General features: G+C 74.5%; 15 protein-coding genes. 7 read left to right on the top strand and 8 right to left on the bottom strand.

Annotation, left to right across the window (positions count from 1 at the left end; all coding sequences use genetic code 11):
• The first annotated feature begins 194 nt into the window (after positions 1-194).
• Genes E5082_RS07340 through E5082_RS07330 form a run of 3 tightly spaced genes read left to right on the top strand, consistent with a single transcriptional unit; the run spans position 195 to position 4,941 of the window.
• Entirely contained in the window at positions 195-1,274 is a 1,080-nt protein-coding gene (locus E5082_RS07340) for an AAA family ATPase (RefSeq protein WP_135790451.1), read from the top strand.
• On the top strand, positions 1,274-2,587 hold the full coding sequence (locus E5082_RS07335; RefSeq protein WP_135790450.1) for a DUF58 domain-containing protein: 1,314 nt from the start codon (positions 1,274-1,276) through the stop codon (positions 2,585-2,587). The genes E5082_RS07340 and E5082_RS07335 overlap by 1 nt, the downstream gene beginning before the upstream one ends.
• The gene (locus E5082_RS07330; protein WP_135790449.1) at positions 2,584-4,941 is read left to right on the top strand and encodes a transglutaminase TgpA family protein; all 2,358 of its coding nucleotides are present in this window, start codon (positions 2,584-2,586) and stop codon (positions 4,939-4,941) included. Before E5082_RS07335 ends, E5082_RS07330 begins: the two co-directional genes overlap by 4 nt.
• Before the next feature lie 82 nt (positions 4,942-5,023).
• Here E5082_RS07330 and E5082_RS07325 read toward each other — a convergent pair whose 3' ends face one another.
• The 3 genes from E5082_RS07325 to E5082_RS07315 form a co-directional block, all read right to left on the bottom strand.
• Positions 5,024-5,410: a DUF3040 domain-containing protein gene (locus E5082_RS07325; RefSeq protein WP_130334365.1), complete on the bottom strand. Its 387-nt coding sequence runs from the start codon at positions 5,408-5,410 to the stop codon at positions 5,024-5,026.
• 276 nt (positions 5,411-5,686) lie between these two features.
• Positions 5,687-6,475 (bottom strand): methyltransferase, encoded by a 789-nt coding sequence (locus tag E5082_RS07320; RefSeq protein WP_135790448.1) that lies wholly within the window; start codon positions 6,473-6,475, stop codon positions 5,687-5,689.
• A gap of 190 nt (positions 6,476-6,665) precedes the next feature.
• A complete protein-coding gene (locus E5082_RS07315) occupies positions 6,666-7,169 on the bottom strand; it encodes an SAV_6107 family HEPN domain-containing protein (protein WP_135790447.1) in 504 nt (167 codons plus the stop codon).
• 197 nt (positions 7,170-7,366) lie between these two features.
• Between E5082_RS07315 and E5082_RS07310 the strand changes: the two genes are divergently transcribed.
• The 4 genes from E5082_RS07310 to E5082_RS07295 all read left to right on the top strand — a co-directional run bounded on the left by E5082_RS07310 (position 7,367) and on the right by E5082_RS07295 (position 12,771).
• Entirely contained in the window at positions 7,367-8,167 is an 801-nt protein-coding gene (locus E5082_RS07310) for an ATP-binding cassette domain-containing protein (RefSeq protein WP_229918674.1), read from the top strand.
• Positions 8,139-10,223, top strand: coding sequence for a YhgE/Pip family protein (locus tag E5082_RS07305; protein ID WP_135790445.1), 2,085 nt, complete (start codon positions 8,139-8,141; stop codon positions 10,221-10,223). Before E5082_RS07310 ends, E5082_RS07305 begins: the two co-directional genes overlap by 29 nt.
• Positions 10,224-10,279: 56 nt before the next feature.
• Positions 10,280-10,906, top strand: coding sequence for a TetR/AcrR family transcriptional regulator (locus E5082_RS07300; protein WP_135790444.1), 627 nt, complete (start codon positions 10,280-10,282; stop codon positions 10,904-10,906).
• A gap of 374 nt (positions 10,907-11,280) precedes the next feature.
• The gene (locus E5082_RS07295) at positions 11,281-12,771 is read left to right on the top strand and encodes a phytoene desaturase family protein (protein ID WP_190045175.1); all 1,491 of its coding nucleotides are present in this window, start codon (positions 11,281-11,283) and stop codon (positions 12,769-12,771) included.
• A 7-nt stretch (positions 12,772-12,778) separates the two neighbouring features.
• Here the strand turns inward: E5082_RS07295 and E5082_RS07290 are convergent, their stop codons facing one another.
• The 5 genes from E5082_RS07290 to E5082_RS07270 form a co-directional block, all read right to left on the bottom strand.
• A complete protein-coding gene (locus E5082_RS07290) occupies positions 12,779-13,699 on the bottom strand; it encodes an SCO2102 family sporulation regulator (RefSeq protein ID WP_135790443.1) in 921 nt (306 codons plus the stop codon).
• Between the two features lie 56 nt (positions 13,700-13,755).
• Positions 13,756-14,679: a methylenetetrahydrofolate reductase [NAD(P)H] gene (gene metF, locus E5082_RS07285; protein ID WP_135790442.1), complete on the bottom strand. Its 924-nt coding sequence runs from the start codon at positions 14,677-14,679 to the stop codon at positions 13,756-13,758.
• A 96-nt stretch (positions 14,680-14,775) separates the two neighbouring features.
• Positions 14,776-15,423, bottom strand: coding sequence for a thiamine phosphate synthase (gene thiE / locus E5082_RS07280; protein ID WP_135790441.1), 648 nt, complete (start codon positions 15,421-15,423; stop codon positions 14,776-14,778).
• An 83-nt stretch (positions 15,424-15,506) separates the two neighbouring features.
• The gene (locus E5082_RS07275; protein ID WP_135790440.1) at positions 15,507-15,872 is read right to left on the bottom strand and encodes an Rv2175c family DNA-binding protein; all 366 of its coding nucleotides are present in this window, start codon (positions 15,870-15,872) and stop codon (positions 15,507-15,509) included.
• A gap of 65 nt (positions 15,873-15,937) precedes the next feature.
• Positions 15,938-17,125, bottom strand: a complete 1,188-nt coding sequence (locus E5082_RS07270) for an NAD(P)/FAD-dependent oxidoreductase (protein WP_135790712.1) — start codon at positions 17,123-17,125, stop codon at positions 15,938-15,940.
• Between the last annotated feature and the right edge of the window lie 104 nt (positions 17,126-17,229).

The following is a 17,229-nucleotide window of genomic DNA, read 5'->3' as shown; positions in this document are numbered from 1 at the left end:
GCGGGGGGTGAAAGGGCCGCAAGCCCGGCATCACGGGGGCAGTTGTCCACAGGCGGTGACACGAATCCGTAACGGCGGCAAGAATGCGGGGTGTGACGGCGCGCGGCCTGGTCCGCGCGGCGTCACAGTTCCGGGGTGGGCCGGTCGCGTTCGCGTGCACAGGCCCCGGGTGATGACGGGCCGAGGAGGGCCGGGTGACGACCTATGACGATCGGGCGAGCCAGGGGGGCGTCCCCGCTCGGACGGAGTCGGGCGCGGGGCGGGATCTGACCGCCACCGCGGAGCGTGTCCGCGCTTCGGTGGAGGACGTGATCGAGGGCAAGCCCGAGGTCGTACGGCTCGCGCTGACCGTGCTGCTCGCCGAGGGGCATCTGCTGATCGAGGACGTCCCCGGCGTGGGCAAGACCATGCTGGCCAAGGCGCTGGCACGGTCCATCGACTGCTCGGTGCGGCGCATCCAGTTCACCCCCGACCTGCTGCCCTCGGACATCACCGGGGTCTCCATCTGGGACCAGCGGGGCGGTGACTTCGAGTTCAAGCCGGGGGCGATCTTCGCCCAGATCGTGATCGGCGACGAGATCAACCGGGCCTCCCCCAAGACGCAGTCGGCGCTGCTGGAGTCCATGGAGGAGCGCCAGGTCACCATCGACGGCCACAGCTACGAACTGCCGAGCCCCTTCATGGTGGTGGCGACGCAGAACCCGGTCGAGATGGAGGGCACGTACCCGCTGCCCGAGGCCCAGCGCGACCGCTTCATGGCCCGCGTCTCCGTGGGCTACCCCAGCGTCGAGGCCGAGCTGCGGATGCTGGACGTGCACGGCGGCGCCTCCCCGCTGGAGGACCTGGAGCCGGTGGCGCACGCGCACGAGATCGTAAAGCTGATCGAGACGGTGCGCACGGTGCACGTCTCGGAGGCCGTGCGGCGGTACGCGGTGGAGCTGGTCGCCGCCACCCGTGTCCATCCCGACCTCAGACTCGGCGCCTCGCCGCGCGCGACGCTGCACCTGCTGCGCGCGGCGAAGGCGTCCGCCGCCCTGGAAGGCCGGGAGTACGCGCTGCCGGACGACCTGCAGGCGCTCGCCCCGCCGGTGCTGGCCCACCGGCTGCTGCCCACCTCGGAGGCCCAGCTCAACGGGCGGACGGCCGAGGACGTGGTGCGGGAGATCATCCAGCACACGGCCGTGCCCACCACCGGCCGGCAGAGCGGCTACGACGGCCTGGACGCCTCGGCGGCCCTTCCCCCGCGGCCGCTGCGGTCTCCCAGGGGTCTGTGATGTCCGCCGGGGGGCGGGGCGGGGTGCGCGCGACGCTGTCCGGGCTCACCACCCGCGGGCGCTCCTTCCTGGCCGCCGGGATCGCGGCCGCGGTCTGCGCCTATGTGCTCGGCCAGGACGACCTGCTGCGGGTGGGGCTGCTGCTGGCGGCGCTGCCGCTGCTCTGCGCGGCCGTCCTGCACCGCACCAGGCACCGGGTGACCGCCGAGCGCGGCCTGGCCCCCGCACGGGTGCCCGCGACCGGGGAGGCGCGGGTCCGGCTCAGGGTGGACAACGTCTCCCGCCTGCCCACCGGCCTGCTGATGCTCCAGGACCGGGTGCCGTACGTGCTGGGGCCCCGGCCGCGCTTCGTGCTGGACCGGGTCGAGCCGGGCGGCCACCGCGAGGTGTCCTACCGGGTGCGCTCGGACCTGCGCGGCAGATACCGGCTCGGCCCGCTCCAGGTGCGGCTGAGCGACCCGTTCGGGATGTGCGAGCTGACCCGGTCCTTCTCGGCGTACGACACCCTCACGGTGCTGCCCCGGGTGGAACCGCTGCCGCCGGTGCGGTTCGGCGGGGAGGCGCTCGGGCACGGCGACGGGCGGCAGCGCTCGCTGGCGCTGGCCGGCGAGGACGACGTGATCCCGCGCGGCTACCGGCACGGTGACGACCTGCGCCGGGTGCACTGGCGCTCCACCGCCAAGCACGGCGAGCTGATGGTGCGCCGCGAGGAGCAGCCCCGCCGCTCCCGCTGCACGGTGCTGCTGGACACCCGCGCGGCGGCCTACGAGGGCGCGGGCCCCGGCTCGGCCTTCGAGTGGGCGGTGTCGGGGGCCGCTTCGGTGGTGGCGCATCTGCTGGAGCGGGGGTTCTCGGTGCGGCTGCTGACGGACTTCGGGGTCACGGTGTCCGGCGAGGGCGGCTCGGGGCACGAGCGGGCGGCGGCGGCCGCGCTGATGATGGACACCCTCGCGGTGATCGACCACTCCGACGGCGCCGACCTGGCGGGTGCGTACGACGTGCTGCGGGACGGGCACGACGGGCTGCTGGTCGCCTTCCTCGGTGATCTGGACGGCGGACAGGCGGCCTCGGTGGCCCGGATGCGCAGGCGCGGCGGCGCGGTCGCCTTCGTGCTGGACCCGGACGCCTGGACGCGCGAGCCGACGGCGGTGCCCGAGCCGAACGCCCCGCTCCCCCAGCGGCTGCGGGTGCTGCGCGAGGGCGGCTGGACGGCGCTGGGCGTGCCGCGCGGGGCCTCGCTGGAGGAGCTGTGGCGGCAGGCGGACCGGGAGCGGCCGGGGCCGGCCGCGCTGAGCGGGAAGGCACGGGGATGAGCGGACGGGCACGACTGGCGCTGTGCGCGGCGGCGGCGACCCTGATGGCGTCCTCGGCCCTGCTGCCGCTGGTCGACGGCCCCACCTGGCTGCTGCTGTCGGCGCTGCTGGTGGCCGCGCAGGCGGGGGTGGGCACCGCGGCCCGGCGGATTCCGCTGTCCCGGTCGCTGACGCTGCTGGCGCAACTGCTGGTGACGCTGGTGCTGCTGACGCTGGCCTTCGCGCGGGCCGAGGCGCTGGGCGGGCTGCTGCCGGGGCCGGACGCGTTCCTGCGGTTCGGGGCGCTGTTCGGGCAGGGCGCGGACGACGTAAGCCACTACGCGATCCCGGCGCCGCTGACCGACGGCATCCGGCTGCTGCTGGTCGGCGGGGTGCTGCTGGTGCATCTGCTGGTGGACACCCTCGCGGTGTCCTTCCGGCGGGCGGCCCCGGCGGGGCTGCCGCTGCTGGCGCTGTACTCGGTGGCGGCCGGGCTGTCGGACGGGGCCGCGGACTGGCTGTGGTTCCTGGTGGCGGCGGCCGGTTACCTGATGCTGCTGCTCGCGGAGGGCCGGGAGCGGCTCGCCCAGTGGGGCCGGGTCTTCGGCGGCACCGCCCGCGCGGGTGCCCCGGCGGGCGGGCTGACGGCACCGGCGCGCACCGGACGCCGGATCGGCGCGGTGGCGCTGGGCGTGGCCCTGGTGGTGCCACTGGCCCTGCCGACGCTGCACGGCGGCCTGCTGGGCCGGGCGGGGTCGGGCGTCGGCGCGGGCAACGGCCGGGGCGGCACGATCTCGGCGGTGAACCCGCTGGTGTCGCTGCGGGACAGCCTGAACGTGGACGACGACCGCGAGGTGCTCTCCCTGCGGCCCAGCTCCGGCGAAGTGCCGGACATGTACGTGCGGATAGTGTCCCTGGACGACTTCGACGGTACCGACTGGAAGCCGTCCCAGCGCCGCATCGCCGCGGTGCCCGGCGTCTTCCCGGCCCCGGTCGGCCTGAGCGACGACGTCAGGCGGACCACGCTGCGCACGGTGATCACGGCGGCGGACTGGTACGCCCAGGACTGGCTGCCGATGCCGTATCCGCCGAGCGGCGTCCGGATCGACGGGAACTGGCGGTACGAGCCGGTCGGCATGACCCTGGTCGGCGACCACGGCCAGACCACGCGCGGCGAGACCTACCAGGTCACCAGCCTGGATCTGCAGCCGACCGCGAAGCAGCTCGCCGACGCCCCGAAGCCGCCGGCCCCGCTGGAGCGGGAGTACACGCGGGTGCCGTCCCGGCTGCCGGACGTGGTGGCGCGGACCGCCGAGAAGGTCACCTCCGGGGCGCGCAACCACTACGAGGAGGCGGTACGGCTCCAGGACTGGTTCTCGGTGGACGGCGGCTTCCGGTACGACACCGAGGTGCAGGTGGGCCGGGGCGCCGACGCGATCGCCAACTTCCTCAGGAAGAAGGAGGGTTTCTGCGTCCACTTCTCCTTCGCCATGGCGGCGATGGCCCGCACGCTGGGCATTCCGGCCCGGGTGGCGGTGGGGTTCGCGCCGGGCACCCCGCAGGGGGACGGCTCGGTGTCGGTGAGCCTGAAGGACGCGCACGCCTGGCCGGAGCTGTACTTCGAGGGCGTGGGCTGGACCCGGTTCGAGCCGACGCCGACGCGGGGCACGACCCCGGCGTACACCCAGCAGGACACCCCGAGCAGCGGGCGCCCGGACCAGGAGCTGCCCTCGCGCGGGGCGTCCAGGGAGCCTTCGGCGGCGGCGACGCAGGGTGAGAGCTGCGCCGGGCAGGACGGGTCGGGCCCGTGTGCCGACCCGTCGGCGGCGGTGGCGGCGCCGGGCGGGGGCGGGGGTCCGTCGGGCGGGCTGTGGGCCGCGCTGATCGTGCTGGGCGCGCTGGCGCTGGTGGTGCTCCCGCTGTCCCCGATGCTGTGGCGGACGCGGGTGCGGGCACGCCGGCTGGACGGGCGCTCCCCCGACCCGGCCGGGCGGACGCTGGCGGCCTGGCGGGAGCTGACCGACAGTGCCTGGGACCACGGTGTGATACCGGACGACTCACTGACCCCGCGCGGCTCGGCGGCGCGCATCGTGCGGCTGGGGAGACTGGACCCGGAGGCCGGGGCCGCGGTGCACCGGGTGGCGGCCGCCCTGGAGCAGGTGCTGTACGCCCCGGAGCCGCGACCGGCGCCGGACCTGGCCAGGGACGTGCGCCGGGTGATCGCCGGGCTGGCGGCCCCGGTGGGCCGGGGCACCAGGCTGCGGGCGCTGTTCGCACCGCGCTCGGCACGCCGGGTGCTGTGGTCGGCCCGGGCCCGCCGGGCCGCCCTGCGGGCCCGGGTGGCGGCGCTGCGGCCGGCGCGCGGGGCGGCTTAGCGGAGCCGGACACGAGCGAGGGGGTGACCACTGGAATCGGTGGTCACCCCCTCGTACGAAACCTTGGGAGTCCGCGGGCGGCTCAGTGGCCCTGTTCGTCGCGGCGGCGCTGCCAGCGGTCCTCGATGCGTTCCATGACGGTACGTTTCCGCCGGACCGGGCGGCGCCCGGTGTGGCCCCTGGGGGTTTCGCCCGGCTTCGGCGCCTTGCGCCATCCCGTGACGGCGAGCACGGCGCAGCCGAGCATCACGAGGAAGCCGACGACACTGATCCAGATCAACTGGGCGACCATACCGGCCATGAGGAGCGCGATACCGACGAGGAAGCCCGCGACCGCCTGATAGACCCGGCGCCGGGTGTAGGTCCGCAGCCCGTTTCCCTCAAGCGCCGACGCGAACTTGGGATCTTCGGCGTACAGCGCTCGCTCCATCTGCTCGAGCATGCGCTGCTCGTGCTCCGAGAGCGGCACGGAGTCCTCCTCATCGTGCAGTCGCCGGGGCGACTCTGGGGGGTCCTTTCAGGATAGGCAGGGAATCGCCCCCGTGAAACCCGCCCCTCTGCGCCATCTGGCCAACCAGGACGTAAGGGCGTCCAGGCCCGCTGAGGCTGTCATTCCCCGGCGGCCGACCCGTCATGCCGGCCGGTGTACCTCGATCATACGGCGCAAACCCCTCGATCGGGGGGCTTGTGGCGTACTCCATCTGCCGCCGCGCCCCTGATCAGCGCCGTGTCCCACAGGGCGGGCTCAGTCCCCGGTGCCTTCGGCGGGCGCTCCGGTCCCGCCCGTCTCACCGAGCACATGGACCTGGGTGGCCACGGCGTGGAAGGCGGGCAGCTCCGCCACGGCGGCCTCCAGCCGCAGCAGGGCGTCCAGCGCGCCCGGCTCGGTGTCCACCAGGACGCCGGGCACCAGGTCGGCGAAGACGCGTACGCCGTGCACGGCGCCGACCCGCAGGCCCGCGCCCTCGACCAGGGCGGTGAGCTGCTCGGGGGTGAAGCGGTGCGGCACCGGGTCGCCCTCGCCCCAGCGGCCGTCCGGGTCGGCGAGGGCCTGGCGGGCCTCGGTGAAGTGCCCGGCGAGGGCGCGGGCCAGCACGGCGCCGCCGAGGCCGGCCGCGAGCAGGCTGAGCACGCCCTCGGGGCGCAGCGCGGCCACCGCGTTGCCGACGCCCTCGGCGGGGTCGTCCACGTACTCCAGGACGCCGTGGCAGAGCACCGCGTCGTAGCCGCCGCGCTCGACCACGTCGAAGAGGCCGTGGGCGTCGCCCTGGACACCCCGGACCCGGTCGGCCACGCCCGCCTCGGCGGCCCGGCGCTCCAGGGCGAAAAGGGCGTTGGGGCTGGGGTCGACGACGGTGACGCGGTGGCCGAGCCGGGCGACGGGCACGGCGAAGTTGCCGCTGCCGCCGCCGGTGTCGAGCACGTCCAGCGAGTCCCGCCCCGTGGCCTTGACCCGGCGGTCGAGGGCGTCCTGGAGGACGTCCCACACCACGGCGGTACGGAGAGAGGCGCGGGGGCGCGTCGGGTCCGGCACGGCTGTTGCTCCTCGGCACGGCACCGCCCGTTGCCCGGCGGCGCGATGGGGGCCTCCCCGGCCGGTCACGGGGAGGTGCGCGGCAGGTGGAGACATAAGGCGTCTCCACCCTATGGCCTCGCCCGCCGCACCCGGTCACCCCGGCCGGGTGCGGTGGGCCGCGTCTCGCCCACTGGACGAGAACGCCGGGTCAGACGGTCTCCGGGCTCGTCCGGGGCAGCACCGGCTGGAGGGCGAGCATCCGCTCGATCAGGCGCAGGAACATGCCCGCGTCGCGTATCAGGTCGTCCGCGTCACGGGGGCCGGCCGCGCCCCGGATGCCGGCCTCGGCTCGGGCACGGCGGTCGGCGCCGGAGGCGAACAAGGCGCTCCACTCGGCCAGCTCCGGCGCCAGTTCGGGCAGCACCTCCCAGGCGGCGCGGATACGGGCGCGGCGACGCGCGGTGGCCTCGGGGCGCCCCCGGACGGCGAGGACGGCGGCGGCCGCGCGGAGGGCGGCGAGGTGGGCGAGGGCGTACCGCTCGTTCGGGGTCTCCATGGCGGCGGCCTCGTCCAGCGCGCTGTGCGCCTGGCCGAGCAGGGCGACGGCGGCGGGCGGTGCCGTGGACCGGCGGAGCACGGGGTGGACGTCGCTCGCGGCGGTGGTCGCTGACGAGCTGGTCATGACGAACCTCCTGTCGTCCGGTGACGGCATGGATGCCGTATGCCCACATCGTGCGGTATGCCACTGACAATCCGTTCCGACCTGCGGTTTCACCCCAACTGTGGCTGAAATCGGGGGTATCGGCGAACGCCTGTGGGGCATCCGGGCTTTGTCGCGCACGCCGGGTCGGGCATACTTTTGAACTGACCAGTCAGTTCAAAAGCAGTACCGGGGAGAGGCGGGGGCTTGTGCACGGCGTGGACGTCACGGCCGGGGGGTTCGGGCTCAGGGGGCCACGGGGGTGGGCCTTCCGGGACATCGGCTTCGAGGCCGGGCCGGGTTCGCTGATCGCCATGGAGGGACCGTCCGGCTCCGGCCGTACGTGTCTGCTGCTGGCGCTCGCCGGGCGGATGAAGCCGAGCGTGGGGCAGGCGGCCGTCGGCGGCCTGCCTCTCCCCCGGCGCATGGGGGCGGTACGCCGGTTCAGCGCGGTGGCCAATGTCGCGGGGGTGACCGACCTGGAGCCCGCGCTGACGGTGGGCGAGCATCTGCGCGAACGGGCCCTGCTGCAGCGCCGGTTCGGCGACTCGCTGCGCGAGGCGCTGCATCCGCGCCCCCAGCGCGCCCACGAGGCCCGGCTCCGCGCGGACGCGGCGCTGGCCGCCGCCGGGCTCGACCTGGACGCGCTGCCGAGGGGCTCGCGGACGGCCGTACGGGACCTGGAACGGCTGGAGGTGCTGCGGCTGTCCGTGGCGCTGGCGCTGATCGGCAGGCCCCGGCTGCTGGCGGTGGACGACGTGGAGCTGAAGCTCTCGGCGGGCGAACGCGCCGAGGTGTGGGACCTGTTGCGCTCCCTGGCCGACGCGGGGACGACGGTCCTGGCCGTGTGCCGCACCGCCCCGGACGGCTGCGTCACCGTCTCCACGGAGCCCGCCGACGCCGGACCCCCGGAGGACACCGAGGACACCGGCCCCGTCCAGGACCAGCCCGCCGAGGACGCCCCCCGAGAGGAGGCCCCCGATGCGCTCACCGAAGCTGGCCGCGCTTGAGCTGCGCCGGTTCGGCCGGGGCCGGCTGCCCCGCGCCGCGCTGGTCGCGCTGCTGGTGCTGCCCCTGCTCTACGGCGCCCTGTACCTGTGGTCGTTCTGGGACCCGTACGGCCGCCTGGACCGCGTCCCCGTGGCCCTCGTCAACGAGGACCGGGGCGCGACGGCGGGCGGGAAGAAGATCCACGCCGGTGCCGACATCGTCAAGGGCCTGCGCGAGCGGCGGACCTTCGAGTGGCACGAGGTCGACGCCGCCGAGGCCCGCCGGGGCACGGAGGACGGCACCTATTACCTCTCGCTGACCCTCCCGGCCGACTTCAGCCGCCGCGTCGCCTCCAGTTCGGGTGACTCCCCGGAGACCGGCGCGCTCCAGGTGCGTACCAACGACGCGAACAACTACATCGTCGGCCAGATCTCGCGGACCGTGTTCGCCGAGGTCCGCTCGGCCGCGTCCACCAAGACCTCCCGGACCTTCCTGGACCGGATCTTCATCAACTTCTCCACCCTGCACGACAAGACCGAGACCGCCGCCGAGGGCGCCGACAAGCTGAGGAACGGCCTGGGCAAGGCGGAGAAGGGCGCCCGGAAGCTCGCGGACGGCCTCAAGGAGGCCAACAGCGGCAGCGGCAGGCTCGCCAAGGGCCTGGCCCGGCTCGACAAGGGCGCCGGCGACCTGGAGGACGGCTCCCGGCAGGTCGCGTCCGGCACCCAGACCCTGGCGGACAAGGTCGACGGGGCGTACGCGAAGGCCGGCCCCTTCCTGGAGAAGAACGGGAAGACGATCGGCGCCACCGCCCGCCTGGTCTCCGACTCGGCCCGCACGGTGCAGGACAACCTCGACACCCTGGTCCGGCTCGCCCCCGGCGCCGCGAAGACGGCCCACGCCTCCGCCGCCGTACTGGACCAGGTGCACAAGGCCCGCTGCGAGACACCGCCCGTGCCCGACCCCGCCTGCCCGGACCTGGCGAAGGCCCAGCGGGCGGCGGACGAGGTGGCGGTCGTGGCCGACGACATGAACAAGGTCGTCGCCGCGCAGGGCGGTGATCTGACGACCATGCGGAAGAACCTGACCACCCTGCGCGCGCAGGCCGACGCCCTCGCCGAGCGCGCCCCGCACCTGCACCAGGACGTCGCGGACGCGGTCGCCCGCATCGACAAACTGAACGCGGGCGCGAACGCCGTCGCCGCCGGGGCGAAGAAGCTGCACACCGGCCTCGGCACCGCCCAGTCCGGCGCGGCCACCCTGCATCGGGGCATCGGCACCGCCGAGTCGGGCGCCAAGGCGCTGGACAGCGGCCTGTACAAGCTGGTGGACGGCTCCGAGCGGCTGGCGGACGGTCTGCACGAGGGCGCCGGGAAGATCCCCGACTACGACGAGCGGGCCCGCGACCAGCGCACCGGCGTGATGGCCGACCCGGTCCGGCTCTCCTCCGCCGACCTGCATCACGCGCCCAACTACGGCACCGGCTTCGCCCCGTACTTCATCCCGCTCTCCCTGTGGGTCGGCGCGATGGTCGCCTACATGCTGATCCCACCGCTCAACCGGCGTGCCCTCGCGGCCGGTGCCCCGTCCTGGCGGATCGCGCTGGCGGGCTGGCTGCCGGTGCTGGCGGTGGGGGTGCTCCAGACGGCGGCGCTGATGTCCGTACTGCACTTCGGCATCGGTCTGGAGATGGTCCGGGCGGCCGGGACGACCCTGTTCCTGTTCCTGGTCACGGCGTGCTTCACGGCGATCGTCCAGTGGCTCAACGCCCGCTTCGGCGCGGCCGGCCGCATCCTCGTGCTGGCGCTGCTGATGCTCCAGCTCACCTCGGCGGGCGGCACGTACCCGGTGCAGACCAGTCCGGGCTTCTTCAACGCCATTCACCCCTTCCTGCCGATGAGTCACGTGGTCTCCGCGTTGCGCCGGCTGATCACCGGCGGCGGGCTCGGCCCGGTGTGGCAGGCGTGCGTGGTGCTGACGGCGTTCACCGCGGGCGCCCTGGCGCTGACCGCGCTCACCGCCCGGCGCCGGCAGGTGTGGACGCTCCAGCGGCTGCACCCGGAGCTGAGCCTGTGAGCGCCGGGGCGGCGGAGGCGGCCCGGCCGGCCGGCGCACCTGTGAGAATCGGGTCCATGGAAAGCACCAGCGCCCGGCCCTCCGGCAGCACCCGCCGCGAGGCCACCCGGCAGAAGCTCTACGAGGCGGCCGTCACCCTCATCGCCGAGCAGGGGTTCTCCGCGACCACGGTGGACGAGATCGCCGAGCGCGCCGGGGTGGCGAAGGGCACCGTCTACTACAACTTCGCCAGCAAGTCGGTGCTCTTCGAGGAGCTGCTGCGGCACGGCGTGGGTCTGCTCACCGCCTCGCTGCGGGAGGCCGCCGAGCGCACCGCCCGCGAGGGCGGCGGCGGGGTGGATGCGCTGGACGCCATGGTCCGTGCGGGCCTGGTCTTCATCGACCGCTACCCGGCCTTCACCCAGCTCTACGTGGCCGAGCTGTGGCGTACCAACCGGGCCTGGCAGTCGACCCTGATGGTGGTGCGCCAGCAGGCCGTGGCGGTGGTCGAGGGGGTGCTGCGCGAGGGCGTGGCGGCCGGGGAGTTCAGCGACGAGATCGACGTGCCGCTGACCGCGGCCGCGCTGGTCGGGATGGTGCTGGTGGCCGCGCTGGACTGGAAGGCGTTCCAGCCGGAGCGGTCGCTGGACGACGTGCACTCCGCGCTGTCCCGGCTGCTCCAGGGGCGGGTCAGCAGGGGCTGACCCGAGATCCGGGAAGACCCGAGGCGCGCGAAGGGCGCCGGACCGTGTGGTTGCCGGTCCGGCGCCCTTTTCTCGCCCCCGTACTCCCCCGTACGGTTCCCACCGCGGTCCCCCGTGACCGTGACGGCCACGGGCCCCGTGTCTCGCTTCCGCCGACGGATCGGCGGAAGGAACGGCCGGCGGGCGGGCCCGTTCCGCCGCCCCGTGTCGGCGGTGCCGGGCCGCGCCCCCTGGCCGTGTCTCCACTCTCCCCTCCGGCCGGTCCCCGGCCCATCCGCGCGGCTACTCATCTGTGCGTCTAGGTACGGGTACTCACGCCCCCGCGTTCGGGCCCGGACCCGGCAGTGTCGGTGCTGGTCGGTAAAGTCGCGGTCATGGCACGGATTGCGGTGATCGGCGCCGGGACGGGCGCGCTGGCGGCGGCCGCCCGGCTGGCCGTCGCGGGCCACCGGGTGACGGTGTACGAGCGGACGGACACGTACGGCGGGGCGGTGCGCCGCTTCGAGCGGGACGGGTTCGCCTTCGACACCGGCCCCGGTCTGCTGCCGCTGCCCGCGGTCTGGCGGGACCTGTTCCTGAAGACCGGCAAGGAGCCGCTGGAGGACCTGGTCGAGCTGGTCCAGGTCGACCCCTCCTCCCGCCACCTCTTCACGGACGGCACGCAGGTCGCCGTGCCCAACGCCTCGCGCGCCGGGGTCGTCTCCGCGCTGGACGAGGCGCTGGGCGCCGGGGTCGGGCAGCGCTGGGGCGACTTCCTGGTGCGGGCCCGCGAGGCCTGGGACCGCACCCGGCGCCCCCTGCTGGAGGAGCCGCTGTGGCCCAACTGGCAGGTGCTGGCGGAGCGTGAGCCCTACCCGGCCGTCCCGCACAAGCGCCTGCTGCGCACCCGCCGGGCCGCCACCCTCGCCGAGGTCGCCGACTGGGAACTGCGCGACGACCGGCTCACGGCCCTGCTGACCGGCCACGCCCTGGCCCACGGCCTCGACCCTCGCACCACCCCGGCGAGCGCGGCCGTCCTGCCGTACCTGGAGCACGCCTTCGGCACCTGGTACGTACGCGGCGGCATCCGCGAGCTGGCCCGCGCGGTGTACGAGCGCTGCGTGCGGCGCCGGGTGGAGTTCGTGTTCGGCGCCGAGGTCACCGAGATCATCGTGAAGGACGGCCGCGCGGCGGGCGTCGAGCTGGCCGACGGCACGGTGGCGGACGCCGACCATGTGGTGGCCGACGTGGACCCGGCGCTGCTGGGCCGCCTGACGGACCGCCCGCTGGACGGCACCGGCGATGTGCGCCCCGGCGCGCGCGGCGCCGCCCGGCTCACCCTGCTGCTGGCGCTGAGGGGCGCCCGCGAGGCGGGGGCCGCGCACCGCACGGTCGTGCACGCCCCGGACCCGGAGGCCGAGCTGGACTTCCTGGCGAACCCGGGCGGCGATCCCTTCCCCGTCCCCACGGTCACCGTGCTGCGTCCCGACGACCCGGCGCTGCGCCCGGACGACGCCCACGAGTCGGCGGTGGTGTGGGCGACCCTGCCCGCCGGCCTGGACACGGACGCGGGCCACGCGGAGGTCCTGCTCGACGCGGCCGCCAAGGCGGTCCCGGCCCTGCGCGACCGCCTGCTCTGGCACGAGATCCGCACCCCCGACCACAACTCGGCCGAGACCGGCGCCCGTCACGGCGCGGTCCCCGCCCCCTCACTGGCTTCGGGCGAGGGCGGTTTCCTGCACCCCGCCAACTCCACGCGACTGCCCGGCCTGTACCGGGTCGGCGGCTGGTCGCACCCCGGCGGCGGGCTGCCGCACGCGGGGATGTCGGGGGCGATGGTGGCCGGACTCGTCGTGGAGGGGCCGGAGTTCCGGGGCTCGACGTGAACCGCTGTCAGTAGCGGTACTGCTCGTCGTAGCCGGTGTTCTGCTGCTGGGTCTGACCCTGGTAGGGGTACTGCTGCTGCTCCGGCGGGAGTTCGCCGTTGTAGGTCTCGTCGGTCCGCTGCTGCGGCACCCACACCCCGCCCGCCGGGGTCTCGCCCTGGCCGCCGTAGGCGTCCTGGCCGTAGCTCTGCTGGGCGTAACCCTGCTGCGCGTACCCGGAGTTGTCGTAGCCGCCCTCGTAGCCCTGGCCGTACGGGTCGGTGTAGCCGGGGTACGTCTGCTGGGCGCCGGTGTCGTAGCCGCCCTGGGCGTACCCCTGCTGGCCGTAGCCCGAGTAGTCGTAGGCGTACGCCTGGTCGGTCTGCTGGGGCTGGGCCGGGGTGCCGTCGCCGTAGACGCCGTAGCTGCCGGTGTCGTCGGGCATGGGCTGGGGCTCGTAGACCGAGGTGGTCTCGGCGGCGGTGGGGTCCGGGCGGGCCGGGGTGAACACGTCGTCGCGGTCGTAGGCGTCGTCGTGGTCGTAACCGTCGGTGGCGTAGGCCGCGGTCTCCGGGCCGGGGTGGTCGTGGCCGAAGTCGGCGGACTCGTCCGGGCCGGGGTCGCCGAGGACCGGGTCCTGGTGCTCGGCGCGGTTGCGGCGGCGCCGGGTGACCGGGCCCGCCTCCTCGTCGTCGGGGCGCTTGACGGCCCAGCCGGCCGCGAAGCCCTTGCGGAACGACAGCGTGACGTAGGTCTGTCCGACGGCGAAGGCGATGGCGCCCAGCCCGATCACGACGACCGACGGCATCAGTACGCCGACCACCACACCGAGGAACCCGGTGAAGGCGAGCAGTCGCCAGCGAAGCCGCGCCTTGTACTGCAGCAGCACTTCGCCGAGCAACCACAGCGCGACGACGCCGAACGCGATGTAGAGGACCGTCCAGCCCATGTACGCCCCTCTCCCAGTGACCGTTACGCAGTGTGTCCCATTGCGATGCGGCCGGTCTAGGCCCGCGGGGGGTGGTGCAGGCCCAGGTTCTCGTAGATTTCCAGCGTCGCCGTGGAGTTGTTCAACGTGATGAAGTGCAGTCCGGGCACCCCCTCGTCGAGCAGCCGGGCGCAGAACTCCGTGGCGAAGTCGATCCCCAGGGAGCGTACCGCCGCCGGGTCGTCCTTCGCCGAGAGGATGCGCTCTTTCAGCTCGGGCGGGAACAGCGCGTTGCTCAGCTTCGGCAGCCGTTCCAGCATCTTCACGCTGGTGACCGGCAGGATCTCCGGAATGACGGGGGTTTCGCAACCCGCGGCGGCGACCCGGTCGCGCAGCCGGAGGTAGGACTCGGGCTGGAAGAACATCTGCGTGATGGCGTAATCGGCGCCCGCGCGGCACTTGTCCACGAAGTGGGCGACGTCGGTGTCCCAGTCGGCGGAGCGCGGATGCATCTCCGGGAAGGCGGCGACGCCCACGCAGAAGTCCCCCGACTCCTTGATGAGGCGCACCAGTTCGGCCGCGTAGGTCAGCCCCTCGGGGTGCGCGACCCAGTCGCCCATCGGGTCACCGGGCGGGTCGCCGCGCACGGCGAGCATGTTGCGGATGCCGGCGTCCGCGTACTGGCCGATGATGTTGCGGAGTTCGGCCACCGAGTGGTCGACGGCGGTGAGGTGGGCGACCGGGGTGAGCGTCGTGTCGACGACGATCTGCTGGGTCTCCTTGACCGTGGTGGCACGGGTGGTGCCGCCCGCGCCGTAGGTGACGGAGACGAAGTCGGGCGCGACGGCCTCGACCCTGCGCAGCGCGTTCCACAGGTTGCGCTCGCCCTGCGGGGTCTTCGGCGCGTAGAACTCGAAGGAGTACGCCGTCTTGCCGGTGGCGAGGATGTCCCGGACGGTCCGGGCGCGATCAGTCCTGGTGGATGCGGTTCCGAGGGCCATACCCGCAGGTTAGCCACGGGTGGGCGGTGACCCAACCGGGCACCGGTGATTTGGCCGAATTGCCGGGCCTTTGTCCATCCCTTGGGACGGCTCCGCTCAGATTTCCCGCAGCCGCTTGGCGAACTCGGCCGCCGCCGCGCCCGGATCGTCCGCCTTTGTGAGCGCGCGGACCACGACCACCCGGCGGGCGCCCGCGTCGAGCACCTCGTCCAGGTTGGTGCGGTCGATGCCGCCGATGGCGAACCAGGGGCGCTCGGTCTTCAGGCCCGCGGTGTACCGGACCAGGTCGAGGCCGGGTGCGTGGCGGCCCGGCTTGGTGGGGGTGGGCCAGCAGGGGCCGGTGCAGAAGTAGTCCACGCCGTCCTGGACGGCGGCCGCGGCGGCCTCCGCCTCCGAGTGGGTGGAGCGGCCGACCAGGACCCGGTCGCCGAGGATCGCGCGGGCGGCGGGCACCGGGAGGTCGCCCTGACCGAGGTGGAGCACGTCGGCTCCGGCGGCGTGGGCCACGTCGGCCCGGTCGTTGACCGCGAGCAGCTTGCCGTGCCGGGCGCAGGCGTCGGCGAACACCTCCAGGTGGGCCAGCTCCTCGGCGGCCTCCATGCCCTTGTCCCGCAGCTGGACGATGTCGACACCGCCGGCCAGGACCGCGTCCAGGAACTCGGCGAGGTCGCCCTGCTCCCTGCGGGCGTCCGTGCAGAGGTAGAGCCGGGCGTCGGCGAGGCGGGCGCGGGCGGTGTCGGACATGCGGTGGGTCCCCCGGTGTTCGGTGTGCGGGTCGTGCTGCGTGCGGGCGGCGCCGACGGGGCGCCGCCCTGGGGCGCGGCGGGTCAGACGGCCAGCGCCTGGGCCCGGCGCTTCACCTCCGTGCCGCGGTTCTCACTGAGGGCCTGCGCGGGGGTGCCGGGCAGGGAGGGGTCCGGGGTGAAGAGCCATTCGATCATCTCTTCCACCGTGAAACCGTTGTCCCGCAGGAGCGTCAGGGTGCCGGTGAGGCCCTTGACGACCTTGTCCTCGTCGATGAAGGCGGCGGGGACGTGCAGCGCGCGGTTCTCACCGCGGCGTACGGCGATGAGCTGGCCCTCCTTGACCAACTGCCGTACACGCGTCACCTCGACGTCGAGCATTTCGGCGATGTCGGGGAGGGTGAGCCAGGCGGGGACAAGAGCGTCGGTCTTGGTGTCAATCTCGGTCACGACATCTAGCCTGCCATCCCCCACCGACAGCCGGTAGTCGGGCCACTCCGCACGGGGCACCCGGCCTACCCGGCGACGGCCTGCTTCAGCGGGAGGGCGGGGTCCCGCAGAGCCTCGGCGTCCATCAGCCGGCCCGCCTCGATCAGCCGTCTGCCCTGGGCCAGGTCGCGCGGGCGGCCCACCGCCAGCAGGGCCACCAGACGCCCCTCGCGCAGCCAGCACACGGTCCAGGCGGGGTCGGCCGGGTCGCCGCGCCACACCGTGCGGTCGGCGGCCGCGTGGTGGCCCGCGTACTGCACGAACCGCCCGAACTGCTCGGACCAGAAGTACGGCACCGGGTCGTAGGGCGCCGCCTCCTCGCCCAGGATGTCGGCGGCGACCGTACGGGGGCCCTGGAGGGCGTTGTCCCAGTGGTGGACGAGGAGCCGCTCGGCGTAGCGGGCCGAGGGGAAGGAGGTGCAGTCGCCGACCGCGTACACGTCCTCGGCGGAGGTGTGCAGCCGGTCGTCGGCCAGCACCTCGCCGTGCGGGCCGAGGGCGATGCCGGAGCCGGCCAGCCAGCCGGTGGCGGGGTGGGCGCCGATGCCGACCACGACGGCGCCGGAGGGCAGCCGGGCGCCGTCGTCCAGCACGACCGCCCCGGGCTCGACGGCCGCCACCCGGGCGCCGGTGCGCAGGGTGACGCCGGCGTCGGCGTACCAGGCGGTCATCGGGGCGGCGACCTCGGCGGGCAGGGCGCCTGCCAGCGGGCGGTCGGCGGCCTCGACGACGGTCACCGCGCAGCCCGCCTCCCGGGCGGCGGTGGCGAACTCGGCGCCGATCCAGCCCGCGCCGACGACCACCACGTCGTGCTGCGCGGCCAGCACCGGGCGCAGCCGCTCGGCGTCGTCCAGGGTGCGCAGCAGGTGCACGCCGGGCGTCTGGTCCGTGCCGGGCAGCCGGACGGGTTCGGCGCCGGTGGCGAGGACCAGCACGTCGTACGGGACGGGCCCGGCGGTGGTGTCCACCTCGCGGTCGGCGGGGCGGACGCCGAGCGCCTCGCAGCCGAGCCGGAGGTCGATGCCGAGCGAGGCGAAGTCCACGTCGAAGGCGGAGCCGTCGGCGGTGCCCAGCAGGATGGCCTTGGACAGCGGGGGCCGGTCGTACGGCTGGTGCGGTTCGGCGCCGATCAGGGTGACGGGCCCGGTGAAACCCTGTTCGCGCAGGGCGACGGCGGTCTGCACCCCGGCCATCCCCGCCCCGACGACGACCACGCGCCGTTCCTGTGCCTGGCCCGCCGAAGATCTCTGCTCGCTCACATCGCCACCTTAGGGGGTGTCGTCTGGATGAGGTCGGCGGATGGATGCGGCGCCTCCTG

This window comes from Streptomyces griseoluteus (genome assembly GCF_004784465.1).
Classification (GTDB): Bacteria; Actinomycetota; Actinomycetes; order Streptomycetales; family Streptomycetaceae; genus Streptomyces; species Streptomyces griseoluteus.
The sequence above is the reverse complement of the archived record's forward strand: the minus strand, read 5'-3'. Positions and strand labels throughout refer to the sequence as shown.

Bases quoted from the DNA above. Each gene is read 5' to 3' on its own strand.
- E5082_RS07335 (WP_135790450.1), top strand. From the start codon at position 1,274: ATGTCCGCCGGGGGGCGGGGCGGGGTGCGCGCGACGCTGTCCGGGCTC.
- E5082_RS07330 (WP_135790449.1), top strand. From the start codon at position 2,584: ATGAGCGGACGGGCACGACTGGCGCTGTGCGCGGCGGCGGCGACCCTG.
- E5082_RS07315 (WP_135790447.1), bottom strand. From the start codon at position 7,169: ATGCCGTCACCGGACGACAGGAGGTTCGTCATGACCAGCTCGTCAGCG.
- E5082_RS07305 (WP_135790445.1), top strand. From the start codon at position 8,139: ATGCGCTCACCGAAGCTGGCCGCGCTTGAGCTGCGCCGGTTCGGCCGG.
- E5082_RS07300 (WP_135790444.1), top strand. From the start codon at position 10,280: ATGGAAAGCACCAGCGCCCGGCCCTCCGGCAGCACCCGCCGCGAGGCC.
- E5082_RS07295 (WP_190045175.1), top strand. From the start codon at position 11,281: ATGGCACGGATTGCGGTGATCGGCGCCGGGACGGGCGCGCTGGCGGCG.
- E5082_RS07290 (WP_135790443.1), bottom strand. From the start codon at position 13,699: ATGGGCTGGACGGTCCTCTACATCGCGTTCGGCGTCGTCGCGCTGTGG.
- metF (WP_135790442.1), bottom strand. From the start codon at position 14,679: ATGGCCCTCGGAACCGCATCCACCAGGACTGATCGCGCCCGGACCGTC.
- thiE (WP_135790441.1), bottom strand. From the start codon at position 15,423: ATGTCCGACACCGCCCGCGCCCGCCTCGCCGACGCCCGGCTCTACCTC.